Origin of the sequence: Candidatus Leptofilum sp. (genome assembly GCF_965223285.1) — a bacterium.
In the GTDB taxonomy this organism is placed as follows: Bacteria; Chloroflexota; Anaerolineae; order Promineifilales; family Promineifilaceae; genus Leptofilum.
The window spans coordinates 158,135-183,077 of the sequence record NZ_OZ244997.1 but is presented as its reverse complement, the minus strand read 5'-3'; the positions used below and the strand labels follow the sequence as shown (position 1 = coordinate 183,077).

General features: G+C 52.2%; 24 protein-coding genes. 16 read left to right on the top strand and 8 right to left on the bottom strand.

The window, feature by feature from the left end:
• The first annotated feature begins 1 nt into the window (after position 1).
• The 7 genes from ACOQPU_RS01355 (at position 2) to ACOQPU_RS01325 (ending at position 8,012) form a co-directional block, all read left to right on the top strand.
• Positions 2-2,971 (top strand): protein kinase domain-containing protein, encoded by a 2,970-nt coding sequence (locus tag ACOQPU_RS01355; protein WP_420643343.1) that lies wholly within the window; start codon positions 2-4, stop codon positions 2,969-2,971.
• Positions 2,956-4,665: a CocE/NonD family hydrolase gene (locus ACOQPU_RS01350; RefSeq protein WP_420643342.1), complete on the top strand. Its 1,710-nt coding sequence runs from the start codon at positions 2,956-2,958 to the stop codon at positions 4,663-4,665. Before ACOQPU_RS01355 ends, ACOQPU_RS01350 begins: the two co-directional genes overlap by 16 nt.
• Positions 4,666-4,781: 116 nt before the next feature.
• Entirely contained in the window at positions 4,782-5,033 is a 252-nt protein-coding gene (locus tag ACOQPU_RS01345) for a UPF0175 family protein (RefSeq protein ID WP_420643341.1), read from the top strand.
• A complete protein-coding gene (locus tag ACOQPU_RS01340) occupies positions 5,034-5,519 on the top strand; it encodes a DUF3368 domain-containing protein (RefSeq protein WP_420643340.1) in 486 nt (161 codons plus the stop codon).
• A 143-nt stretch (positions 5,520-5,662) separates the two neighbouring features.
• Positions 5,663-6,541, top strand: coding sequence for a prephenate dehydrogenase (locus ACOQPU_RS01335; RefSeq protein WP_420643339.1), 879 nt, complete (start codon positions 5,663-5,665; stop codon positions 6,539-6,541).
• Positions 6,542-6,621: 80 nt separating this feature from the next.
• Positions 6,622-6,966 carry a hypothetical protein gene (locus tag ACOQPU_RS01330; protein WP_420643338.1) on the top strand — a complete coding sequence of 115 codons (345 nt, stop codon included), beginning with the start codon at positions 6,622-6,624 and terminating at the stop codon, positions 6,964-6,966.
• Positions 6,967-7,022: 56 nt separating this feature from the next.
• Positions 7,023-8,012, top strand: a complete 990-nt coding sequence (locus tag ACOQPU_RS01325; protein ID WP_420643337.1) for a sodium:calcium antiporter — start codon at positions 7,023-7,025, stop codon at positions 8,010-8,012.
• A gap of 112 nt (positions 8,013-8,124) precedes the next feature.
• Here the strand turns inward: ACOQPU_RS01325 and ACOQPU_RS01320 are convergent, their stop codons facing one another.
• From ACOQPU_RS01320 to ACOQPU_RS01305, 4 genes are read right to left on the bottom strand one after another with little or no spacing between them, the layout of a single operon-like run.
• Positions 8,125-8,730 carry a DUF333 domain-containing protein gene (locus ACOQPU_RS01320; RefSeq protein WP_420643336.1) on the bottom strand — a complete coding sequence of 202 codons (606 nt, stop codon included), beginning with the start codon at positions 8,728-8,730 and terminating at the stop codon, positions 8,125-8,127.
• A 54-nt stretch (positions 8,731-8,784) separates the two neighbouring features.
• Positions 8,785-10,029 (bottom strand): NrfD/PsrC family molybdoenzyme membrane anchor subunit, encoded by a 1,245-nt coding sequence (nrfD, locus tag ACOQPU_RS01315; RefSeq protein ID WP_420643335.1) that lies wholly within the window; start codon positions 10,027-10,029, stop codon positions 8,785-8,787.
• Between the two features lies 1 nt (position 10,030).
• The gene (gene dsrO / locus ACOQPU_RS01310; RefSeq protein WP_420643334.1) at positions 10,031-10,852 is read right to left on the bottom strand and encodes a sulfate reduction electron transfer complex DsrMKJOP subunit DsrO; all 822 of its coding nucleotides are present in this window, start codon (positions 10,850-10,852) and stop codon (positions 10,031-10,033) included.
• The gene (locus ACOQPU_RS01305) at positions 10,833-11,837 is read right to left on the bottom strand and encodes a multiheme c-type cytochrome (RefSeq protein ID WP_420643333.1); all 1,005 of its coding nucleotides are present in this window, start codon (positions 11,835-11,837) and stop codon (positions 10,833-10,835) included. The genes dsrO and ACOQPU_RS01305 overlap by 20 nt, the downstream gene beginning before the upstream one ends.
• Before the next feature lie 375 nt (positions 11,838-12,212).
• Between ACOQPU_RS01305 and ACOQPU_RS01300 the strand changes: the two genes are divergently transcribed.
• From ACOQPU_RS01300 to ACOQPU_RS01285, 4 genes are all read left to right on the top strand, one after another.
• Positions 12,213-12,530, top strand: a complete 318-nt coding sequence (locus ACOQPU_RS01300; protein ID WP_420643332.1) for a hypothetical protein — start codon at positions 12,213-12,215, stop codon at positions 12,528-12,530.
• Positions 12,531-12,539: 9 nt separating this feature from the next.
• Entirely contained in the window at positions 12,540-13,745 is a 1,206-nt protein-coding gene (locus tag ACOQPU_RS01295) for a hypothetical protein (protein WP_420643331.1), read from the top strand.
• 59 nt (positions 13,746-13,804) lie between these two features.
• Positions 13,805-15,622, top strand: coding sequence for a rhodanese-like domain-containing protein (locus ACOQPU_RS01290; RefSeq protein WP_420643330.1), 1,818 nt, complete (start codon positions 13,805-13,807; stop codon positions 15,620-15,622).
• A 256-nt stretch (positions 15,623-15,878) separates the two neighbouring features.
• Positions 15,879-16,856 (top strand): LysR substrate-binding domain-containing protein, encoded by a 978-nt coding sequence (locus ACOQPU_RS01285; protein ID WP_420643329.1) that lies wholly within the window; start codon positions 15,879-15,881, stop codon positions 16,854-16,856.
• Here ACOQPU_RS01285 and ACOQPU_RS01280 read toward each other — a convergent pair whose 3' ends face one another.
• From ACOQPU_RS01280 to ACOQPU_RS01265, 4 genes are read right to left on the bottom strand one after another with little or no spacing between them, the layout of a single operon-like run.
• Positions 16,857-17,456 (bottom strand): hypothetical protein, encoded by a 600-nt coding sequence (locus ACOQPU_RS01280; protein WP_420643328.1) that lies wholly within the window; start codon positions 17,454-17,456, stop codon positions 16,857-16,859.
• The gene (locus ACOQPU_RS01275) at positions 17,453-17,905 is read right to left on the bottom strand and encodes a nitroreductase family deazaflavin-dependent oxidoreductase (RefSeq protein WP_420643327.1); all 453 of its coding nucleotides are present in this window, start codon (positions 17,903-17,905) and stop codon (positions 17,453-17,455) included. Before ACOQPU_RS01275 ends, ACOQPU_RS01280 begins: the two co-directional genes overlap by 4 nt.
• Positions 17,902-18,429, bottom strand: coding sequence for a DinB family protein (locus ACOQPU_RS01270; protein WP_420643326.1), 528 nt, complete (start codon positions 18,427-18,429; stop codon positions 17,902-17,904). Before ACOQPU_RS01270 ends, ACOQPU_RS01275 begins: the two co-directional genes overlap by 4 nt.
• The gene (locus ACOQPU_RS01265; protein ID WP_420643325.1) at positions 18,426-19,010 is read right to left on the bottom strand and encodes a TetR/AcrR family transcriptional regulator; all 585 of its coding nucleotides are present in this window, start codon (positions 19,008-19,010) and stop codon (positions 18,426-18,428) included. The genes ACOQPU_RS01270 and ACOQPU_RS01265 overlap by 4 nt, the downstream gene beginning before the upstream one ends.
• A 292-nt stretch (positions 19,011-19,302) precedes the next feature.
• Between ACOQPU_RS01265 and ACOQPU_RS01260 the strand changes: the two genes are divergently transcribed.
• The 5 genes from ACOQPU_RS01260 (at position 19,303) to ACOQPU_RS01240 (ending at position 24,855) form a co-directional block, all read left to right on the top strand.
• On the top strand, positions 19,303-21,315 hold the full coding sequence (locus ACOQPU_RS01260) for a PQQ-dependent sugar dehydrogenase (RefSeq protein ID WP_420643324.1): 2,013 nt from the start codon (positions 19,303-19,305) through the stop codon (positions 21,313-21,315).
• Positions 21,316-21,584: 269 nt separating this feature from the next.
• Positions 21,585-22,034 (top strand): DUF6069 family protein, encoded by a 450-nt coding sequence (locus ACOQPU_RS01255; RefSeq protein ID WP_420643323.1) that lies wholly within the window; start codon positions 21,585-21,587, stop codon positions 22,032-22,034.
• A 9-nt stretch (positions 22,035-22,043) separates the two neighbouring features.
• Positions 22,044-22,883, top strand: coding sequence for a hypothetical protein (locus ACOQPU_RS01250; protein ID WP_420643322.1), 840 nt, complete (start codon positions 22,044-22,046; stop codon positions 22,881-22,883).
• Between the two features lie 39 nt (positions 22,884-22,922).
• Entirely contained in the window at positions 22,923-23,627 is a 705-nt protein-coding gene (locus tag ACOQPU_RS01245; RefSeq protein ID WP_420643321.1) for a response regulator transcription factor, read from the top strand.
• A gap of 139 nt (positions 23,628-23,766) precedes the next feature.
• Entirely contained in the window at positions 23,767-24,855 is a 1,089-nt protein-coding gene (locus ACOQPU_RS01240) for an ArsR/SmtB family transcription factor (protein WP_420643320.1), read from the top strand.
• Positions 24,856-24,943: the final 88 nt, after the last annotated feature.

Genomic DNA, 24,943 nt, shown 5'->3' with positions numbered 1-24,943 from the left:
TATGATGCAGCTACCAAAACGGTATGAATTGGGCGATAAAATTGGCGAAGGTGCCATGGGGGAAGTCTACCAAGCCTACGATACCAAAACCGAGCGGGATGTCGCTATCAAAATATTGCCTTCCGATTCGTTGAAGGGGCCGCGTCGCGCCCGGTTTCAGCGGGAAGCGCGGACTATTGCCCGGTTAGAGCATCCATTTGTCGTGCCGCTTTACGACTTCAACCTGCCAGTTAGCCAAGATGAGCAGCCGTTTTTGGTGATGCGCTACATGACCGGGGGAACGCTGGCAAAGAAAATTCGGCAGGGGCGTTTGTCTGGCGATGAAGTGATACAGATCACCCGCCGCATTGGGCAAGCGTTAGATGCTGCCCACAAGCGCAATCTGGTGCATCGTGACATTAAGCCCGGCAACATTCTGCTGGATGATGATGGGTACGCTTATCTGGCCGATTTTGGGATTGTGAAGGACAGTGAAGCCGAAGAAGGGCTTACCAAAGAGGGTCAGCCAGGCACCGCGCCGTACATGAGTCCGGAACAAGTGATGGGGAATGATCTAGACGGCCGTTCCGACATTTATGCGCTGGGCGTGGTGGTGTTTGAGATGCTAACTGGCGCGCTGCCGTTTGGGGGCAACCTGGGGATGATCTTCCAGGGGCATGTCAATGAGCCGGTGCCCAGTGTCTTCAAATTTGTAAATGATTTGCCCGAAGAAGTGGATGAAATTTTGCGGAAGGCAATGGCCAAAAATCCGCAGGACCGCTTTCGCAAGGCGGAGCATTTGGCGCATCTGCTCGAGGCGGCACTGCAATCGCCCACGGCCTACATGACGTCGCGCGATGAACTTATTCGCACGCAAGAAGAGACATTTGACACAGTAACCGGCAGTGGCGACTCTGGCGATGCGTACCGGCCCGACACGGCCGTTTCAGACACGACTCCCACGCCAGAGGTGCCAGCCACGGTAGAAACCCAGCCGCAACGCCACTGGCAGTGGATTGCAGGCGGGCTTGGGCTGGTGCTGGTTGTGGTGTTGGCACTTTTTATCGGCAGCCGATTAGGGCAATCCACCACGCCCACGCCAGAATCCCGCATAGCCGTGATTGAACCAACGGAGCAGCCGGATGCGACCGAAACCCCGCGGCCACCCACGCCGATTGCCAACGTCATCTTGGTGCTTCAGGCACATGACAGTGCCGTTTGGGAGAATGAGGGCAATCTGGATAAGCTGCCAGAAGACGGCCGTATTCCCTTCCGTGATTCCGTTTTGTTCCAAACCGGGCAGGACTCTATTGAACTGCTGCTGCCCAACTTTACCCGCATTATTTTGGATGCCAATACAAGGGTGCGTGTGGAAACGGCCGTTTCTGAAAACGATGCGCAGGTAAAGCTGGAGCAGGGGCGGCTGCTGGTAAAATCTGAGCTTTCTGTACATGTTTACCATGAAGAAGGCTATCAGGCAGATATGGTCAATGGCATCATTGGGGTTGTATATGATCCGGCTTCAGAAAGCTGGGAGGTGGATTGTTTGGCAGGTATGTGTCAGCTAAGTGAAGCGGAGGAGGCGGAGCCTGTAGACCTCAGCGATGGCCAGTCGGCTCAGTTGGCAGAAGATGCGACCCTGATTCCCGTCAATACCCAATATTCGCGCATTGCGGCCTACAACAGTCTGGATGCGTCCATCATTTTGCCGACGCTGACCGCCACGGCAACAGCTACAGCCACCGACACGGCCACGCCTGCTCCCACCAGCAGCAGCACACCTACGCATACGCCCATCCCCGGCTTCCGTGGGCCAGAAACAATCGTGTTGGGGCCATCGGCAGGCGGGCGCGACATTGAACTGGTGCGCTTTGGCGACGGGCCAGAGACGTTGCTGCTGGTCGGCGGCATTCATTCAGGGTATGCACCCAACAGCGTGGTGCTGGCGCAGCAGCTTATTGATTATTTTGAAGCCAATATTTCGGCCGTTCCCAACAATGTTACTCTCTACATTGTTCCCAATTTGAGTCCCGATGCGGCCGTTTCCCCAGGAACAGTGGCTGGTAGGTTGAATGCCAATGGCGTGGACCTCAACCGGAATTGGGATTGCCGCTGGGACCCAGACCCGAAAGTGCTGGGTCAGGTGGTCGCTGGCGGCGGGGGCAGCGACGTATTTTCCGAACCAGAAACACAATTATTAAAAGATTTCATTGAAGAAAATCAACCCGAAGCAATTCTGTTTTGGGGGGCGCGACGGCATGAAAATGGTTCTGTGGCGCCGGGCGTGTGTGATGACGTGAGTCTGGTTTCAGCCACGTTGGCTCATTATTATGCCATTCCCGCCGGGCACGAATTCATTGCCAACCCCGATGTGCAGGCCAATCCTGACCTGCCAGGAGACGTGTCTAACTGGCTGGATCGGGAAGGGTATCCAACCATATTTGTGCTGTTACCGGGTTTTTTAGACGTGAATTTTGAGCGTGAGTTGGCCGGGGTCCAGTCTTTGCTAACGGCCGTTGCCAATCCGGCCAAAATTCAGCAAACGCCCACGCCAGAAAGCTGCCCCGAACCTGTGAATCCCGCCTGGGCTACCTTGTATGCTGCCCACCGCTTCCAGCTAGGCTGCCCCCAAAGCGGCGTGACGCGACCCTTGAGCGTCTGGCAGCAATTTGCCAACGGCCGTATGCTGTGGCGCGAGGATACCGACACCGTTTATGTACTCTACAACGACTTTACAATGAATGCCTTTTTGGTTGATCAGCCAGGATTGGCAGGGTTTCAGGTGTCGGAGTTAATCAAGGGAGCGATTGGCTACGTGTATGATAGCAATACGGCCGTTGCTGCCAAGCTCGGTCAGCCAGAAGATCAGGAGCGGCAAGCAGCCGATGTGACGCTCCAGCAATTTAGCAATGGCTTTATCATCTCCTGGCAAGATGAAGGCCTTCAAACCAACCTCATTTATCTGGACGCAAACGAATGGCAAAATCCATAAAAAAATGGCTCGGCTTGGCAGCTACAGCTGCGGCGGCTGGCACGCTTGTTTACCAAAATCGGCGACAAATCATTGCTCGCCTACTGAAACTTTCGCCACCCCAAACACAATTTAGCACTGAACCCAACATTCAAATCACGATGCCCGATGGGGTAATTTTGGTTGCCGATTTATATCGCCCGACTGGATTGGGCCCTGCGCCGACGGTATTGATTCGCACGCCATACGGCCGTAAAAGCCTCAATCAATTCTTTGCCACCCTCTTTGCCGAGCGGGGCTTCAACGTACTCTGCCAGGATGTGCGCGGCCGTTTCGCTTCCGAGGGTCATTTTGAACCCTACGTGAACGAAGCCGCCGATGGGGAAGCAACGCTGGCCTGGATTGCCGAACAAAGCTGGAGCAACGGCCGTACCGGCATGTGGGGGCAAAGCTACGTCGGTTTTGTGCAGTGGGCTGCCGCCTCTACCGGAACCCCGCACCTGCAGGCCCTGCTGCCCGCCATCACCCAAGCCAACCTGGGCGGGCCAAACGATCAAGGCTTCATGTGGCTGGATCGCACGCTGCGCTGGATTTTGCTGCTGGAAGCAATGATGGACGACAGCTTGCCCCCCTGGGAAAAAATGGGGCTTTCTTACTACGCGCCCATGCAAAATGAGCGCATCGCCCCTGGCCAAACCCAGCTGCCGCTGGCAACTGCTGACGAAGCGGTGCTGGGCCATCCGCAAGATTTTTACCAAAAATGGGCGCAGCATTACGAGCCGAATGATCCGTATTGGCAGGCTGTCGATTTACGGCGCAAGGTGCCAAAAATCGGCGTGCCGATTCATTTGGTGGCAGGCTGGTACGACATTTTCCTGCAAGGCCAGCTAGCAGATTACGCTGCCTTACGTGCGGCTGGGCACGACCCGCACCTCACCATCGGGCCGTGGACGCATATGGCGTTCCCCGGCATGTTGGCCGCCGTGCGCGAAGGGCTGGCTTGGTTTACGGCAAAATTGCAGGGGGAAACGAGGGCGATACGGCCGTCTCCCGTGCAAATCTACCTGCAAGGCGCAGACAAATGGCTCAATTACGAAAGTTGGCCGCCGCCGTCTCAAGAAACACCCTTCTATTTACAATCGCTAGGGCAGCTTGCCACCACTCTGCCAGCTACCGACTCGCCGCCAGACCATTATCGGTACGATCCGGCCGAGCCCACACCCAACCTGGGCGGTGCGCTGCTCTCCATCGAGGCGGGGCCGGTAGACAACCGTCCATTGGAAGCTCGCCCCGACGTGCTGACGTACACCACGGAACCCCTCACCAAGCCGCTTACCGTCATTGGTCATGTGCGGCTGCGGCTGTACGTGCGCTCCAGCCTGGAATATACGGATTTTTACGGCCGTTTGTGCGATGTGGCTGGGGACGGCCGTTCCCTCAACGTTTGCGACGGCCTCTTCCGCGTGCAGCCAGGGCGGGGGGAACCTCAGCCAGATGGCAGCCTGCTGGTTGAGGTAGATATGTGGGCCACCGCCTACCAATTTCAGCCCGGCCATCGCCTGCGCTTGCAGGTTTCCAGCGGTGCCCACCCTCGCATCAGCCGCAACCTCGGCACCGGCAACCCCGTCATGCACGCCACCGAAATGCGCGTTGCCCACCAAACCATCTACCACGACCCAGCCCACCCCTCCGCCCTATTTTTGCCTCTACTGTAGCCGCAGATTCTTTCTGCGCCAGATTTGTATGTTTGAGTTTAGGTTATCCCCGTTTATAATGTGAGTAGGAAATGTCCTATTAGATTGCAGAAATTGCACTGGCTGGAGAAATTGACATGGAAGTGACAATCACTTTACCCTCCTCCCAATTTATAGCAGATTCACCGGAGCGCGTTGCGTCGAAAATTCGACTCTATGCTGCGCTTGGCATGTACCAATCAGGTGAGCTTTCTATCGGAGCCGCCTGCGAACTGGCTGGTGTGGATCGATACGTTTTTCTAGCTTTGCTTAAGCGTGAGGGCATCCCCGTAAAAACCCAAACGCCAGATGAATTGGAAGCTGATTTCCAGCGATTAACCCAATCCTAAATGATAATTGTCGCCGATAGTTCCGCTTTGGTGGCTTTGTCCACGTGCAATGCGCTAGAATTTTTGACACAGCTTTACGAAGATGTAAAAGTCCCGCAGGCTGTTTATGATGAGGTGACAGTTTCAGGTAAGCCGGAAGCACACTCTTTGGCAAAGTTTCTGGAAAAGCGCATTGTCACGGTTGATAGCTCACAGTTTGTGCTCGCGGCTGGTGGATTGGGACGTGGCGAAATTGAGGCGATGTTGCTCTATAAAAATCTGGCAGCGGATTATTTGCTGATTGATGACCGTCGAGCTAGAGCTTTGGCTGAATCAAACGAGATTCGCTGTGTTGGTGCTCTTGGCATTTTGCTTTTAGCTAAACACAATCGTTTGCTCGACCAAATAACTCCTTTTATTGAAGTTCTCCAAAATTCAACCCTTCACTACAGCAAAAACCTGTTAGAAAAAACGCTTCAACTTGCTGGTGAACGGCCGTACTTGTAACCACAATTTCTTATTGGGCAAATTTTTGTCACGAATAAGACGAATTGGCGAATGCCACGAATGTACCCTAAAAATTCGTCACATTCGTGTTTCGCTTTTACGTGTAGGGACGGCCGTAAGAAATCCCGGTATAATCCCCAGCTATGCAGGTAGAGCGAATTTGTGTGGTTGGTTTGGGGCTGATGGGTGGCTCATTGGCGCTGGCTTTGCGCCTGGCGCGGCGGTTGTCTATTCCGCAACGGCCGTTTCATCTTACCATTGTCGATACAAATCCCAAAACACGCGCCGCCGCTGGCCGCATTGCCGATTTTGTGAGCGACGATCTCGCTTTGGGCGTGGAAAAAGCAGATTTAATTGTCCTGGCAACCCCCGTCCGCACCATCGTCAACGTGCTGAACCAATTGCCCAAACTCCGCCCCGATGGCTGCCTCGTCCTCGACCTGGGCAGTAGCAAAACCGACATTTGTCAGGCTATGGACAATCTGCCCGACAATTTTCAGGCTATCGGTGGACACCCCATGTGCGGCAAAGAAGTAGCAGGCTTTGGCGCGGCCACGCCCGATATGTTCCGCCACCACACCTTCATTTTGTGCCCCACGCAGCGCACCACACCCCATCTGGAAACTGTCGCTCATCAACTCGTCACCGATTTGGGGGCCAATCCACTGGTTTTACCGTCCACTTTGCACGACAATATGGTCGCAGTGGTGAGCCATCTGCCATACATGGTAGCCGCCGCGCTCATGCGCAACGCCGCCAGCCTGGACGATGACCGTCTTTGGCCCGTTAGTTCATCCGGCTTCCGGGACACGTCCCGCGTTTCTGGCACCGATCCCCGGATGATGCTGGACATTTTGCTGACAAATAAAACGGCCGTTCTCCAGCAAATCGCCCATTATCAAAGCCAACTGGCCGACGTCGCCGCTCTCATCGAAGCGAATGATGAGGAAAAGTTGATGGCATGGCTCACTGAAACCCAAGAGGCCTATTGGGCGTATCGGCAGGCAAAGAAGGACATTTGACATTGCGTAGTCCGTATTGCGTAGCGGATTTCTGGTTACGCTACGCAATAAAAGCATCCTGCGTAATTTAGGAGACAATTATGTACATGCTCATGATGGTTTTAGACGACACGGCACATCTAAATGACGTACTCAACGCCTGGGAAAGCGCAGGCGTGGGCGGTGTTACCATCATCGAAAGCACCGGGCTGCACCGCGTGCTGCGCCGCCACAGCGCAGACATGGCCTTTGTTGGCTTTAGCCAGATGTTTGGCAGTGCTCGCGTGGGGCACAACACTCTGTTCACCGTCATTGATGATTTGGATTTGGCAGAAGCGGCCGTAAAAGCAACGGAAGCTGTTCTGGGAGATTTAACAGAGCCAGACAAGGGGATCATTTTTGCGCTGCCCGTGGCCAAAACGTGGGGGCTAACTTTAGCAAAGTGACAAGGTGAACGGGTGAATATTCCACTTGTCACTTGCAAACTTGCATACTCAAAATTATGGTTTGGTTACGATTTTTACTCAGTGCGGCCGTTGTCGTTTACGCGGCCATTAAATTAGCCGAATACGGCGACATTATCGCCGTGCGTACCAAGCTCGGCGGTCTGTTTGTCGGCACCATTTTCCTGGCTGGGGCCACTTCCCTGCCCGAACTCATCGCTTCGATCAGTGCCTTCCAGGCTGGTTTCCCCAATCTGGCGGCGGGTAACTTTTTTGGCAGCAACATGGTCAATATGATGCTCCTGGCCATTGTTGATCTTATCAATTACCAGGTGCCACTGCTGCGCCGCATTGCCATTAGCCACGCTCTTACGGCCGCTCTCACGACCATCTTGATGCTGATTGCCATCATCTCCATTTTGGATGAAGTAGACATCACAATTGGCTGGGTTGGGTTAGATAGCCTGGTGATTATTGGCCTTTATTTTGGTGGTATTTGGCTTATTCAGCGGGAAAATAAAGGTCCGGGCGAACCGGCACCTACGCCTGAACCTGCCGATGATTTCCCCACCTTGCGGCGCGGGATGATCGGCTTTGGTCTGTCGGCCGTTGCGCTCATTGTTGTGGTGCCAATTTTAGTAAGTGCCAGCACTGAAATTGCCGAAATTACCGGCTTAGGGACTGGTTTCATCGGCACGGCCTTGCTCAGCTTGGTCACATCACTGCCAGAATTGCTGGCTGCGCTGGCCGCCATGCGCATGAATGCCTTCGATATGGCCGTGGGCAATCTCTTTGGCTCCAGCGTTTTCAACATGCTGGGATTAGGTATTGCGGATTTCTTTTATCTAGACGGCCGTTTCTTGGGAGCCATCGACGAAAACTTTGTGTTGGTCGGGCTGCTGGGGCTGCTGCTCACCAACATGGCGTTAGTAGGCAATCTGGCCCGCGTCGAGCGCAAATTCCTCTTCATTGAGCTAGACACTATTGCCACTATTCTCGTCTACTTATTGGGGATGTTCCTGCTGTACACACGTGGCATTGGGGCATAAAGTCGGACATAAACGCAAAAACGGGCACAATAACGTGCCCGTTTTGTCCTCTTTCCCTAGCCGTCGATTCTTGGCCACACAAATCAGTACGGCAAAGAATCTGGGCTAACGATTATTCGGCAGGAACGCAGTTGCCGTAGAAATAATCCCAAGCGTTACACACATCATCTTCCGCTTCAGAGAAAACACACGCGCCGCACTGTTTACCATCCTCCTGGGTACGAATTTCAAAGGTGTATCCTTGCGCCTCACAATGCTCTGCTGATGGATTCGCCAATCCCGGCTCAACCATGTCATACCCGGTTGATTGAATTTCTCCGTCGGCCTTTAGCACCCCTTGCCAGCAAAAATCAAGCGACGCATTGCGCAAAGCGACGTAAAATAACGTCTCTTCCGTAGCAGGGGACGGGTATGACACATTCAGCTTGCAATCCTCTGCTGAAAAGAGATAGATGCTTGTGCCAGTGGCAGCAAAATCATCATTACTGCTGCTATCCCACGGCGTACCTTCTGGCGGAACACAAACCTGGGCAATGGTGCGTAAATGTTCCAGTGCCGCTTCCCGCACGACCATCACCTCTTCTGGAACTTCTACCTCATTACTTTCTTCACTTATGAGTTCTTCGGTTGTCTCCGTAGTGTTGCAGCTAACGGCCGTTCCTACCCACAGCAAAATCAAGGCCAACAACAGAAAACAAGAAAGTTTTAAGAATTTCATATTCACACACAATTCCTTTGTGTGTCGGGGCGATTCGCAAATCGCCCTTACCTGCTAGTTGGTAGGCACGTCATGTTCAGTGTCATTATGCCCATTCGTAAACAAAGGTAGATATTTTGCCCCCAGCGTGAATGCCAGAAACGCATACCCTAACACGCCCACCGAAACGGCAATCTCGACCCAGGATGGCGTATACGCCACGGCAATCGTCCGCCCTAGCACCCCAGGCGACCATTGCGGCGGCACCACCAAACCAGATAATGTGACGTTCCAGCGATTAATAATGACCCCAAACACCACCAGGAACAATGCCCCCATCAGCGGCCACTCCTGCCGCCGCATTTCGCGGTTCAGCAAAATCACCGCAGGTATCAGACCACACAAGAAAATCTCAATCCACCAAAAAGATTGTGTATAAGGCGTTGTTGCCTGTAGGCGAGTTAAAGCGTCCGCTGTGCCCGGTGCCTGGCTGTAGTAAGAGGTTGCCGCCCAATCCCACAGCTTCAGGTACAGGTACGCCAGCAGCGTAAATGCTGCCAGCCGCGCCACGTCCCGCCGTAAAAACTTGTCAATTAGCTCCCGATTGGTTAGCTTGCTCACAATCATCGTCACTAGCAGCGTGGCCGCAACGCCTCCGGCAATGGCCGATAAAATAAACATCACCGGCATAGACGGCTTGAACCAGATAGCCCGTCCCGACAAAACGCCGTAGGTGGCTCCCAGCGAAGATTGGTGCAGCATCGACAGTGCCAGCCCCAACACCGCCATCATGGGCGTTAACTTGTGCAGCTTGTGACCAAAGGCTCGCCACCGCGGGCGATTGTCAAACAGGCGACTCTCAAACAAAATCGGCAGCACCTCGATGACCAGCACAGTAGAGTATAAAATGACGCATAGCGTAATTTCCCACAGCACCGAATGCACATTCCAATAGACCAAAGGGTGCCAAAAACGGTCTGGGCGGCCAATGTCCATTGCCAGAGCCAACATCGCCGAGGTGTATCCTAAAAAGCCCACAAACACGGCAATGCGGGCCATTGGCTCGAACCGCTTAATGCGGAACAGGTAAACCACGGCCGAAAATGTAAACGCGCCTGCACCCAGGGCAATGGCAGACAAATCATGTGTAATCCATAAGCCCCATGGCACTTGGTCTGTTAGGTTCGTTATCTGTAAGCCGTTCCAAAGGGTTTGGTAAATACCCCAGCCGCCCACTGCCAGCATCGCGCCCAACGAGACGAGCCAGACGTGAAACGGCCGTATCCCACCTTTTTTCTCAGGAATTTGTGTCACAGCCATCTCATGCCTCCTTACGTTCCGGGCGCACGTAATGCACCTTTGGCTCCGTACCAAAATCTTCCCGCAGCCGGAACGTCTCATGCTCCGCCAAATATTTGGAAACCGGGCTTTCTGGGTCTTTGATGTTCCCAAAAACGCGCGCATTTACCGGGCAGATATTGACGCAAGCGGGCGTCGCCTGCGGGTCTACCCCTGGCGTTAACCCCTCAGCCATGCCCCGGTCGATGCGATGGACGCAGAATGTACACTTCTCCGCTACGCCCCGTTCCCGGCGTTCAACCTCAGCCACGCCCCAGGTAGGTTGGTATGAGTTTTCTGTCTCAATTGATCCCCAGTTGAAGCGACGCACATCGTATGGGCAAGCAACCTCGCAATACCGGCAGCCAATGCAGCGATCGTAATCCATCGCCACAATGCCATCTTCGCGCACCCAGGTGGCTCCAACAGGGCATACTTTAGTGCAGGGCGCTTCCTGGCAGTGCAAGCAGGGCCGCGTCATATAAAAGTCAGTGCCATCTTCCGTGCGTTCAGGAAAGCCAATATTCCAGCGCATGTTGTCTTCCGGCACGTCATTGGTGGCCTGGCAGGCCCAAATGCAATATTGGCAGCCAATGCACTGTGCCAAATCAATCACCATATGCCACTCGTGGTCTGAGCTGGCGTGGTGGGTCTCCCGTTCCAATCCTTCGATAGCCCCAGAGGATAATGGGCCAGCCGTCACCGCCTGAGCGATAACGGCCGTTGCCCCCGTCGCCCCAATAATCTTTAACGCGTCCCGCCGACTAAGCAGTGGCGGTTTCGTATTATCGTTTTTGCTCATCATCTCGTCCTTCAAACTCACGCCGTTGACGCACGTTGTTGGCTACAAACCAGGCCGTTGAGCCACCCAATACCAGCCCTAACACGCCGCCCTGGAACAGCAACGTCAGGTTTCGATTGGCCAAGGCCGCTTCCAACGTCTGCAATTTTTGCTCTGGCGTCAACTCATCAGCCTCAGCCTCATGCGCGGATGCTTGTAATACCTCCAGTAGGTCACCTTCGGCTACAGCTTCATGAGAGTAGTTAGGCAGGGCTTCCCCGGCATGTAAAGATTCAGTATGGCAAGCCACACAGGTGGCTGGCGTGATCGTGAAGGCATGTCCTGTCGCCACAATACCGTCATCTGGCATTTCTTCTGGTGGCACAACCAAGCCATGACAATCCACACAGCCTATTCCTTCCTGAATGTGCAAATCCTCTACGTAGTTTTCTGCACTTTCTTCGTGGCAGTTTAGGCAAAGCTCGTCCGACTGTTCAAAGAGTGGCTGTTGGCTATGCGGATCATGGCAATCGTTGCAGCCGATGTCTTCAGAAGCGTGGCCCGTCTGGTGCCACTCTCCCAACGTGGTGGTGTGGCACGTGCCACAATATTCGGTATCTGCCAAAATGGGCACAGGTTCGGGTGGATGCTCCGCGGTAGTTTCACCGTGGCAAGATTCACAAGCTACGCCTTCTTCATCAAATTCCCCTGTAGCGGGTTGAAAGTTGGTTGTGTGGCAAGCTAGGCATTCCACCGGCTCACCTAGGCCAACCCAATTTTCCTGAAAGATTTCATTGGCATACGCGTTGGCGTGGGCACTGTCTTGCCAATGGTTGGCCACGTCCAAATGGCACTCCTGGCATTCCTGTGTGGGAATGATAGGCGCGTCTGGCTCCTCATCGTCCTGCGCCATAGCCAATTGAACAGTAAAAAGCAAAACGGCCGTTCCCGTCAAACATCCCAGCAGCACCGGCCAATTTAATCTAATGGTTTTCAAAAACTGTTTCATAGTCGCCTCAATTCCCGGCAAATTCGAAATTCTCCTTGGCTTCTACACCAAGCAATCATTTGTGAAAATATTAACAATACAAGCATTCTAACAATAAAAAATAACGAACTCAATAGGATAGACCTTCAATTTGATTGCTTTTTGTTATGGATGGTTAGAAGCAAAAACAATAAGTAAAACCTTGAAAAATCATTGATTTCGCCCACCAGTAAGCTATACTGTTAGTGAAAATTTTCACCAACTAAGTGTTTGCAATACCGTTGCTTGGTGAATCTAAATCGATCAACTTATCAACAGAATTTGAAGGAGATAACATGAGAGCAAGCGCAATTCTCTCTGTGGTCTCTGTAGCAGATTTTTTTGAAGGAGCGAATTTTGAAACAGGCGAATTTACCGCTCAAAATGATTGGATTTTTAATGAGCTTGTTCCTGCTGTTGGGAATGGTGGCTCTGGCGGGCTGCCAGTCGGCTGATTCTGAAGCGGTTAATGATGCCGTACAGGTGGCAGATGTTGAACCGGTGCTAGAGGAAACGGCAACGGCCGTAATCCCCACCGAAGTAGCCATTGCCGAACTCACAGAAGAACCAGCACCAACTGATAATTGTCTGGACTGTCATACCAATAAAGACCTGCTCATCCAAACGGCCGATCCCGAAGAAGAAGTGATTAACGAAAATTCGGGAGAAGGTTGAGGCGGAGAGGTGCCTCCGTTGGAGGCATGGGAGAAGGTTTTGGTAGATGGGGAACTGTTTCCAGAAGAAGTTCACGGACAGGTAGCCTGCGCCGATTGCCACGCCGGGCAAAATACCCCCGACAAATTTGAAGCGCATGTCGGGTTGATAGAAAACCCAAGCAACAACCCTGTTGAATCATGTGGTGAATGCCATCCAGATGTGGTAGCCACCCACGACAATAGCCTGCACAGTAACCTAGCAGGCTACTGGACAGTGCTGGACGCTCGCACCGTGCCAGAAAATCATGAAGCAATTGACGGCATGTTTAACAACCATTGCAGCAGTTGCCATGCTACCTGTGGCGAATGCCACGTGAGCCAGCCCAACCTGGTAGGGGGTGGCTTAATTGAAGGCCATCTGTTTAACGAAACGCCTTCAATGACCCGTAACTGCACCGCTTGCCACGGCAGTCGGATTGGGAACGAATATTTGGGTAAGCACGAAGGTTTACGACCCGATGTTCACTTTACCCAAGGGCGAATGGCTTGTGTGGATTGTCACTCTGGGCACGAGATGCACGGCGCGCCGGAAGATTGCCAGGATTGCCACACCGGGCCAGAGGCACAACAGGTGGAGCCGCCCGATCATCGGTACGACGGTGTGCAAACGCCACGCTGCGAAAGCTGCCACATTACGGTTGCTATTGGGCAGGATGATATTGAGATGCACCAGGAACATGCAGGCGATCTCTCTTGCCAGGTATGTCACTCAATCTCTTATACCAGTTGTGATGGCTGCCATGTGGAAATTAGCGAGAACACAGGCAATCCCATTTTTTCCACAGACGATCATTACTTCAGCTTCATTATTGGCAAGAACCCACTGGAAAGTTACGACCGTCCGTATGAGTACGTGACGCTGCGGCACATCCCCATCGCGCAGGATAGTTTCTCTTTCTACGGCGATGATTTGCTGCCCAATTACAGCGCACTGCCCACTTGGGCCTACACGACGCCGCACAATATTCAGCGCGTTACGCCCCAGACGGAATCCTGTGATTCTTGTCATGGCAATGCCGACCTGTTCTTGACGGCCGATAAGATTTACCCAGAAGAGCTGGAGGCCAATTTATCTCTGATTGTGGATTCGATTCCGGCCCCAATCTCAGAAATTACGGCTACCACATCCATTACGACAACCACGGTGATTACCGATACGGAAGAATCGCCTTAGTTTAAATTAAAAGTTGGGCGGTCAATTGATCGCCCCCAACATTTTGTGAGGAGTAAGAAATGAAAACTTACAAGTATTTTGTGTTTTTGCTGATTTTTGGCTTGCTGCTGGTTGCTTGTGGTGGTGACACAGCCACAGAAGAGACTGTTGTTGAGCCAGATATCCCGGCTGTTGAGGTCGTTGAAGAAGCTGAAGTAGCCGAAGAGCCTGTAGAAGAAGTTGTTGAAGAAACGGTTGAAGAAGTTGTCGAAGCTGCGATTGAGCCAATTACAGCTGAGGAATTGGATGCTGCTTATGGGACTTTTGTAGCCTCGTTAAAAGGCTATAATGCCTTGAAAGACTACAGTTTACTCAATGAACAATTGGTTTCCGATTCGCCGCCATTCATTCTAGATGTACGTAATCCGGAAGAATTGGAAGAATTAGGCCATATCGAAGGGGCTGTCAATATCCCTCTAAAGGAACTCGCGCAAAACCTGGACCTTTTGCCAAGTTTTGACACCCACATTGTCACCTATTGCAAAGCAGGCTGGCGTGCTGCTATTGCCATGACCACGTTAAGCGCGTTGGGCTGGGAAAATGTGCAAGCTTTGCATTCCCCCAGCTACACTGGATGGGTTGAAGAAGGATATCCCATTGTTGAGGGATTAGCTCCTGAAGCAGAGGTCTTGAATGCCGCCAGTCCAGATCCAGCAATGGTGCTTGCTATGGATGAGGTTTTGAATAGCTACGCAAATAACTGGAATGGCATTGATTCAGACAGCTTGGCAACCGAGATCGTTGAAAACCCAGACCTTATCTTGGTTGATGTTCGTACTCCAGGCGAAGTTGAGGCGGGCACAATTGATGCACCCAATGTAGTTACAGTTGCCTTGGATGATTTCATTGGACTGCAAGATAATTGGCCAGCAGATAAAGATGCACCCATCGTAACTTATTGTAAGGCTGGGCATCGTTCTACCGTGGCGATGAACATCTTGAAATCTTATGGTTACACCAATGTACGCAGCCTGCAAGGTGGTTACACTGCATATTCTGCGGCCGGGTATGCCCTGGCTGGGGTACCTGAACCCACCTTTGATATGGATGCTGCTTTCACCACCTTCTTGGATGATATGGAAGCTTACAACACCATTGGTTTAGATGCTTTGAGCTTGGCTCTGGTTGAAGACCCGCCACCGTTCTTGCTGGACGTGCGTGAGGTTTCTGAACTGGAGGCTAACGGCCACATCGAAGGCGCAGTCAATATTCCTCTGCGTGAACTGGCTGACAACATTGAATACCTGCCCAGCTTTGATACCCCCATCATGAGCTACTGTGGTAGCGGCTGGCGCTGCACCATCGCCCTGGCGGCACTGGAGGCTATGGGCTGGGAAGACGTTCGTTGCCTGAAAGGCGGCAGCTTTAGCGGTTGGGTAGAAGCTGGTTACCCGGTTGTTGAAGGCGTTGCGCAGGAACCGCTGCTGCTGGATGTAGCCAAAGTTGAACCGGCAGCACTGGATGCCATGAAGACAATGCTGCAAAACGTCCCTGATGGATTCGGCGGCATCTCTGCGGACGACTTTAATCTGGCTTTGCTGGAGAACCCAGAAGTAACGGTTATTGATGTTCGCCGTATGGAAGAGTTAGAAGAGAACGGCGTCATTGAAGCTGAAAATTGGATTCACATACCGCTGGAAAGCTTTGTTGCTATGGCTGATCAATGGCCTGCCGATTTGGACACGCCCATTATCATTTACTGTGGCAGTGGTCATCGTTCCACCATTGCCATGAGCATCTTGTGGTCTTATGGCTACACGGACGTACTTAGCTTGAAGAGTGGCTTTAGCGGTTGGGTAGAAGCTGGTTATCCCACGGCCGAATTTGTGGCACCCTAGCTAATCTTGCGTTTGTTTATTCATTGATGGCAAAAGTCCCTCGTTATTTGCGAGGGGCTTTTGTCATTTTATCTATCTAGTATGGGTTTTGTTTTGGGGTGGGGTGTGTCATTTATAACGTTTGCTTATGACGTTTGGCACTATCTACATGAAGCAGACTAGCGCATACTATTTGTGAAATTACACACAAGTATAAAAAATCAGTACGGCACAGTTTTTGAGTTGAAGAATTTGTGTCTGTAAATGTGAGGGTATCGTGTTAGATGCACATCAGCTAAACGTATTTTTAACCGCAGCCAGAACCTTGAACTTCACGGCAGCTGCACGGCAACTGCACATGACCCAGCCGAGTGTTAGCCAGCATATTCAGGCGTTGGAGCAACATTTTGGCATTGAGCTGTTTATCCGGTCTGGTCGCCATTTGCGCCTGACGGACGCTGGGGAAGCCTTGCTGCCCATGTCTCAAGAGATGGTTAGCATTTCGCAAAGCATAGACAACAAGATGGAGTCGTTGAAGGGGGATGTGTACGGCCGTCTCACGGTTGGGTGTAGCACCACCGTAGGCAAATATGTCTTGCCCTTTTTACTCTCCAGCTTTATGCAGCAATATCCAAAAGTGGAGGCCAGTTGCTTTGTGACGCCACGAAACATTGCTGTGCAAATGCTGTGTGACGGTGATGTGCATTTGGCTTTGGCCAGTGCCCGTGAGCTGAACAGCAATGTTGAATTTTCGCGCTTCATCACAGATCGCGTGAGTCTCATTGTTCCATTGAACCATCCTTGGGCAAAACGGGAATATATAGAACCCTATGAGCTGCTACAAGCCAACTTCATTTGGCGGGAAGAGGGGTCTGGCACGCGCTTTGTGGCAGAAGAGCAGCTGCGCGAACACGATATTGTTTTTGAGCAATTGAAGACGGTGCTTACGTTGGGCAACTCTGAAGCCATTGCCCTTGCAGTGCAAGAAGGGATTGGCGTGGGTTTTGTGTCGCAGATCATTATTTCTCGCTTGGTGGAAGGCAAGGTAGCACCTGTGAAGGTGCGCGGGCTGGAAATTGAGCAGGACATTTATTTGGGACGAGACGCCAATCGCCTGGGGACAACGGCACAAACGGCATTCTGGGAATTTGTAACCGATCCCAATAATCCGGTTTTAGACAGGTTGATGAACTCATCGAAAGGGCAAGAAGATGGCTTTGCCTTTGCCAGTGTCAAAATGAACGGGCACTCGTAATCATGGGTGGTTTGGTCGGAAGGGTGCTTCTGGCAGCAGGTGAGCCACCAACAGCTTGAGAAAAAAGAAAGGAATAAACCAACCGAAGCCGGGGGTGGCCAGAATGCTGCTGCTGTTGATCAGCAGCGCACTGCTGTAAAGGAGCAGCGTTAACGGCCGTTTCAGGTAAAGCTCCGTGCGTAAAAGAACGGCCGTTGCCAGCAGTAAATAGCCATAATAAATTCCAAAATAGAGCCAGTCTCCGCCACGAAACAGCCAGGCCACTACCGCCAAGTGAATGCCGTGGATGGCCACAAAGCCAAAATGATCCATGAATCGTTGCCCCTGGCGATGATACCATCGCTTGGCGGTGGCCGTGGCGTTAGTGATGATTCCTCCAGAGAGATCAAAGGCAAACAGGAGAAATATACTCCATTGCGCAGTAGACCAGTCTAGCTCGGTGCGCTGGTCGAAATTGGTGAGAGTGAGTACGGCCGTTAAGCCCAGCCCGCCGATCAATTGCAGCCAAAGCTCAGCGTCGGTGGCACGAGGGCCGATAAATTTGTCCCACATGCCAGCCAGGCCGTCGCGTGGTTCGGGAGGTGTCCAGGAAATTTTCATCGTGGCTCCAGGGCAATAAAGGGAAGGAAATTATGCCCCAAGTTGCGATAATCTGCTTCGGTTGATGCATTGTAGCCAATGAGCTTGCCCAGGTTCTTGGCGGCAGTGGGATGGCGGCGAGCGTAATCTACCATGGCTTCGCCCGATTGGTGTGGGGTGAGGGGAACGGCCGTAACCGCCAATTTGCGCCAACCAATCTGAATGTCCACTTGAGGCTGTGCCAAAATATTCAAATACCAATCTGACTTTTTGCCAAAGCCTGAGGCGATGAAAAAAGTATCTGTCGCTTTTTGGTAATTGACGACTTCCAACACCGTTTGGCGCGGCTTGCCACTCTTGCGGCCGATGTGGTTAAGCAGCAAAAATCGCTTGCCCATTAGGCCACCCAGACCAATCCGGTAGAAAAACTTTCTGAGACCCGTCACAGGCTTATAGTCTGCTTGATTCATGATGTTCCTTCTTCTGAAAGCGTCAATGTTAGACTGCTTTGAATTTCGGCAGCATGGCTGTCGAAGTGGCGCTTGATGTAGCCAAATAGATAGTCTAACGAGACATCACCCGCTAGCAGCGGGTCCCAATCTGGATAATGGACATGCTTTTGCAAATCGGCTTCATCGAGGCTGTGCAAGGTTTGCAGAATACGTTCGTGTGCCTTGTCGTATTCGTCCGCTAAAAATTGGCGGTTTAATTGGCGCGCACCGTGTCGGGTAAGCCGTGCATTGAGCCAATGAAAGAGCCGTTCCGGGAACAGTTTGGGCAGCAGCTTGAGCAGAAACGGCCGTTGCAAAATCAGCTTCACGTCCGCCACCATGAATCGGGGAGCGATGCTCATGTGGTAGAGCAGTTCGCCAACTGTCCAAGCCGGGTTGCTGCTGAGTAAGCCAAATGCCTCATCTGGAATGCTTTGCAAGAGTTGGTGGAATTGTGCCTGAGTTACTTCGATTTCTGCCAGCAGTCGGGCTTTTTGGTTCATTTTGCTTCTAATCCTTGCAGCAAGTGGCGAACGGCCGTTTCTACATCATTGCTCAAGTCGATCAGCTCTGGCGAAACGGCCCAGAGGAGCAGGGCACCTTCAAATATAGCAATGAATGCTTTAGCAATCGCTTCACTGTCTACCGCGTGAAACTCACCATTGGCGATGCCTTGCTGCACTAGGGCACTAACCTTTTGCTGGTAGTTGTAAAAATGAGTTTGCAACAACGATTTAAGTCCGTCCTCCCGTGCCGCAAGCGCATAAAACTCTAGTGGTGAAGGGAATTGGGCGGCCATCGTTTCTACATCTGTGCTGGATAGGGCGGCAAGCTGCATGATTTTGGCAACGGCCGTTCCTTTGCTCGCCAGCACCTCGTCCAGCATAGCTAACTGACCCACAAAAAATTGGTCAAAGAGTGCGGCAATCAGTGTGTCTTTGCTTTTGAAATGCCAATAAACGCCACCCTTGCTCAAGCCGCTGGCCCGCACGATGTCGTTCATGCTGGCTTTGGCAAACCCTTTCTCGGCAAAAACGGCCGTTGCTGTGGCCAGAATGTGTGCCTTGCTTTCGTGTTCACTCATGGCTCTTTGAAAAAGCCACAGAGAATACAGAGAAAAAAGAGTTTACCTCTCTAAGCTCTGAGGTCTCTGAGGCAAAATCAATATTTTTCAATTGACTCACTCATGTGAAATTCTCCGCGACCGACCAGTTGGTCGGCTAGCGGGATAGTAGCATGAGAGACGGCCGTTTGTCAAGCAACTTTCGCAGGAATAGGCAGCCACATAATTACTGTTTTTATCGCTTCATTGATGGCGATTGGCTTCCCCGATTGGTACGATGAGACGTGTTGATCTAGTTGAAAAGGAGGCAAATGTGTCTAAGCCCAAAGTAAACGGCCGTTTCCGACTTGCCCTCATTCTCTTACTGCCCCTTCTGTTTTTAAGCAGCTTATGGAGCCTTCTCAACGGCAATCTATCCACTGCGCCAGAGGTGGTGGCTGCGCCTGCGGCAGAGCTTGATCTATATCTGGAGCTATTCGCTGATGGGCTCTCTTTGCCCACTGCCATTGCCAATACAGGGGTGCCGGGAGACGGCCGTCTCTTCGTCACCCAGCAAGGTGGCCAAATTCGCATTCTTACCGTGGACGGCACGTTGCTAGAGACGCCATTCCTGGATGTGAGTGGCGATGTAAGCCTGTTTGGTGAAAATGGCCTGCTAGGGTTAGCTTTTGATCCCGATTACGCCAACAATGGCTTGTTCTATATCTATTACACTCGCCAAAGCGACAAGAATAACGTGCTGGTTCGTTATCAGGTAAGCGAGGATGCCAACATTGCCGACGGCAGTAGCGGGGTCATTTTGCTCACCGTTGTCGAACCAAAGGATGGGCATAATGGGGGCGCGTTGGCCTTTGGCGCGGATGGCTATCTGTATGTTGCTGTAGGTGATGGCGGTTTGCCGGAGGGAAATACGCCAACAACGGTACCACAAGATAAAACCAGCTTGCTCGGCAAAATTTTGCGTTTGGATGTAACGGAAGGGTCGGCACATGCACCAGATTGCGGCACAGCGCATTACACTATCCCCGATGACAATCCCTTTCGCAATGGGGCAGGCGGCGATTGCGATGAGATTTGGGCGTTGGGTTTACGCAATCCGTGGCGCATCAGCTTTGATCGGGCAACGGGCGATCTGTTTATCGCCGATGTGGGTGAATTTGAGCAAGAAGAGATTAACTTCCAACCCGCGGACAGTAGCGGTGGCGAAAATTACGGCTGGCCTTGCCATGAGGGAAACTTGCTGCACGACGCGCCATCGTGCCAAAGCGTCACCTATACCTTTCCCGTCTTTACCTACAACCAAGATGAAGTGAACGGTGAAGGTGAGCCGATTAACCATTGCTCTGTGACGGGTGGTTTTGTGTATCGCGGTCAGCAATATCCGGCGATGCAGGGGCATTATTTGCTGGCTGATTTTTGTAGTGGCTTTCTCTGGAACCTGCATCCAGAAGCAGGTGGTTGGGAAGCACATGATTATGGTACGCTCGCTGCGTTTCCGACGACGTTTGGTGAAAATATTGATGGCGAGTTGTATTTGGCAGAGTTGTCAACGGGGTCTGTATACCACATTGTGGAAAACAGTGTGGTGGCTCCGACCACGCTAGCTATTCATAAAAGTGGCCCAACTGAAAGCGGGGCTGGTGCACCGATAATTTACCAAATCAGCGTGACCAATACCGGCAGCAGCCCAGCCGTTGGCTTGTTCATTACCGATACGCTGCCGGTTGGTGCCAGCTACGTGGCTGGTTCTGGCGGTAACTTGCAGAATGGGGTGGTCCGCTGGGATGTTGGTGAGTTGGCAGCAGGGAGTAGCACCACGGTAGCGTTTGCCGTTACGGCCGTTCAGGCAGTAACAAACTTTGATTACGGGGCACAGGCGGCTGGTGGTGTGTCGGTGCAAGGGGAGACGGCCGTTACCACCCAAATTCTTGCACCATCCCTGCGCATTAACAAAGTTGGTACGGTGCACGTGCAAACGGGAGAACCTATTCATTACACATTGACGGTGCGCAACGATGGCACGCTGCCTGCCAATAATTTGGTGATTACAGACAGGTTGCCAACAGGCACAATGTTGCTCAGTGTCACCGATAGCGGCCTGGAGTTTGAGGGCGTGGTGACCTGGAATCTTCTGCCGCTGGCTGCCGGAGGGGAGGTGTCTGTGGGCCTGGTAGTGACGCCGACAACGCCAATTATGGAAACGGCCGTCTTGCGGAATGAATTCTATGGAGCAACTGCTGAGGGTGGCTATGGTGCCACAGGGCCGCCCGTGGTGACCATCGTGAACGGGACACAGACGTTTACGCCCCTCATTTTACGGCCGTAGTGAACCATTTCCACAGCTCATATTGCTTGTAAGCTGCACAGCGAACTTAATTTGTTGTGCAGCTTTTTTTTTTGCCAGAAAATTACTTTTTCCATCAGGGATATGGGGAGGGGAACGGCCGTATCAACCGATCGGTTGATACACTTCGACTGGCCAGCGGAGTACGGAATCCACCTATCGCGAATGATTCTTCCATCGGTTGATTGGTTACAGGCGGCATTGCGCTTGCTATTGTTTAGATATCAATCACAAACCGAAAGGAGAATGAAATGACCACAAAAATTGAAGCAATTCAGAAACCCCAGCAAGCAAAATCGACTGTTCGTAAATTGGCCTGGGTAAGCCCACTGGCCATGCTCGCAGCCATTATTGCTAATCTTGGCTTGTATGCCGCAGCAGGTGCAGTTTATCCTGAAGTGACGGCCTGGCAAGGTGCTGGGGTCGGGCAAATTGTGGGTGCCAACATTGTGTATTTGCTCATCGGCACTTTTGTGTTTGCTCTGGTTGCCAGGTTCTCTGCCAAACCAGCACGTCATTACCTCATTTTGGCGACGATTGGCTTGCTGCTCTCGCTGGTGCTACCCATTTCGGCTGGTTTTGGCTACGGCGCGCCGGGTACAATCGCCCCTGGCATGGCAACGGTTGTTACTTTGAGTTTGATGCACGTTATTTCTTACGCCATTAGCGTACCGCTTTTCAACCGCCTGGTTTTGGCATAAAGTTGGCTCATGAAGACAAAATCACACGCATTATTTGAAGCATACCCATTGCAAAGTGACGTGGAAATCCCGGTAGGGCGTGTGCCTACGCCCTACCAAACGTATGATGGACACGGTACGCTGATTGGCGGCACGGCCGATTTGGGGCAGGTACAGTCATTGTTGCAAAATGAAACTGTGCATCCGCTGCAAACGGAAGGTGGCCGTGCCGTCATGGGCATCTGGGTGGTAGATTTTACAGAGGCCAGTTTGGGGCCGCACAAGGAGCTGCAATTTAGCTTCTTGGTGGCTCACCAGCCCCAACCCCCAGTTGCTAGCCATCCTCTGACCTTGCTGAAAGCTCTATTCGTTAACCCAGCGGCACGAATGTTTTGCTATGGCTTATGGAACGATACGGAAACGGCCGTTGCTTATAATCGTGAACTGCTGGGGCTGGATGCCCAGTTAACAAAAGCTGAAATTACGCGAACCAACGGCCAGAAGCGATTCCGCTTTGTCAATTCAGACGGTGAGATGATCTTTGCTGGGCAGGTGCAGGAAGCAACGCGTCCAGTGGCTCGCGTGGGCTGGTCTCTGCTGCGCCTGTTGGGTTGGCGGCAAACGGTGAATGCTTTACGACGGCCGTATCTAGGTGCAAAAGTTGTTAATCCAATTAGCGACCGGCTGCCATACAATGCCGATGCCCAATCCTACATTGCTGCCGATCAGCCCCTTATCCAATTCTTCGATCCAGCGACAGATTTAATTGAATTTGGCCCGGCAAATAACGGTCAATTTGATTTCCAGCCACAATTTATTGAGCATTTTGCCCCATTTCGCTTTGTTTATCTAAATCCAGAGAAGATTTAGGCATTGCCACGTTGATGGTGCCTGCTATGATTGGGCCTCATGCAGGGACCACATACCATTTTGCTCATTGAGGACGATACGGCCGTTGCCACCAGCCTGAAAGAAGTGCTTGAAGCGGAGGGGTATGGCGTTACCTGGACTAAATACGGCCGTGATGGCCTTCGTTTAGCTCAGGAACAGCCGCCCCACCTCATCATTTTAGATGTGCGCCTGCCGGATGGCTCTGGCTTTGATTTTTGTCGCCAGCTGCGCCAGCACAAGCTGCGCCAGCCCATTCTGATGCTAACGGCACAGCAAGAAGAGATGGACAAGGTGCTGGGGCTGGAAATGGGCGCAGACGATTACGTGACGAAGCCATTTGGTGTGCGTGAGCTGCTTTCCCGATTGCGGGCGTTGCTGCGCCGCGCCTATGGCGAACTGGCCAGCAGTACAAACAGCAACCGGCTTTTTGTAGCTGATTTGGTGATCGATCTGGATCGCAGCCTGGTGTTGCGCGGACAGACCCAGCTAGAGCTTACGCCAACGGAGTTCCGGCTTTTTGTGTATTTGGCGCGAAATGCGGGGCAGGCTCTAACGAGGTCACAAATTCTGCAGGGGGCGTGGGGGTATGATACGGCCGTCGAAGATGAGCGCACCGTCAACGTCCACATCCGTCGCCTGCGCGAAAAGGTGGAGCTAACCCCCAGTCAGCCTACGCTTATCCTCACTGTTCCCGGTGTTGGCTATCGACTAAGTAACTTGTAAAACCCGCTTTTCTGCATAATGGACCTCGAAAACCCGCATAATTGCAAAAGTTGCTTGACAAAGGGGACTCTTTCCCGTATAATATTCACATTACCCACTCAAGCGGGTAATACGAATTAATACATAGAGGATTGTTGATATGCCTGCTCCGACCACAGATATCGTTCGCAAACCACAGCAAGCAACTATCATGGTTGCGCTGGAACCGGTCTACCATTTGTTAAACAGCCTTATGCTGCTCAATAAGTCGGAGTATCTTTCTGGGTACGGCGAATGGGTAACGCAAACGGCCGTTTCCCTCTCGCCACAGCAGCTGCACCTGAACAAACTGGTTTTGCTCGGCTTACATTATGCCATTGTTCCCAATCGCAGCTGGTCCAGCTTTGAAGCGTATGTGGACAATTTGGCAGCGCATGATCCCGTTGCCCTGCGCAACAAGATTTTAGACGCTTACGAGAGTTTGTCCTGTAAGCCAGGAACACCCATTGTAGAACGGGCGCAGGTTTTATCTAGTGCTGAGGCTTATTTGGATTATTTGTACGGCCGTTTTCCTGACGAAAAAATTGATGAAGCCATCGAGAGGGAAGCGTATGCCTTGATGGTTGACCCGCCGACCATGCAGCAAACCATTGTCAACCATCTGCGAGAAATGTGGCAGATCATTCTCAAACCGGAGTGGCAGCGCATCCAGCCGATGTTGCAAACCAGCGTTACCGCCTTTGCTCATGTAGATTTTAGCGGCATGACCCCGCTAGAAGCGGCGCGGACCGTTGTGGGGCAAGATCTGCCAGAGCATTGGGAAATAATGCTGGGCAACGAAAAGGTAACGCAGGTTGTCTTTGTACCGTCGGCGCACATTGGGCCTTATTTAGGAACGTTCAAACCAAATGGAGCCGTGTGGCTGATTTTTGGGGCCAGGTTGCCAGAAGGAACAGACGTCACTTCGCCTGATCTGAGCCGCTCTGAGCTATTGGTACGGCTTAACGCCCTGGCAGACGACACCCGGCTGCGCATTTTGCAAATTATCAGCGAAGAGGGAGAGCAATGTTCGCAGGACATTATCAACCGGCTTTCGCTCAGCCAATCGGCTGCTTCGCGCCATCTCAAGCAGCTAAGTGCCACGGGTTATCTGACGGAACGCCGTCGTGATGGTGCAAAATGTTACAGCTTGAACCCCGACAGGATCGAAGGCATTTTGCAGGCGTTATCTTACATTTTAAAGAATTAATTGTGGGTTTTCAGGATTTGGTGGGGCTCAACTGATTTTTGCACCGAATTGGCGCGAATTCACACGAAAATTAGCGTTCATTCGCGTA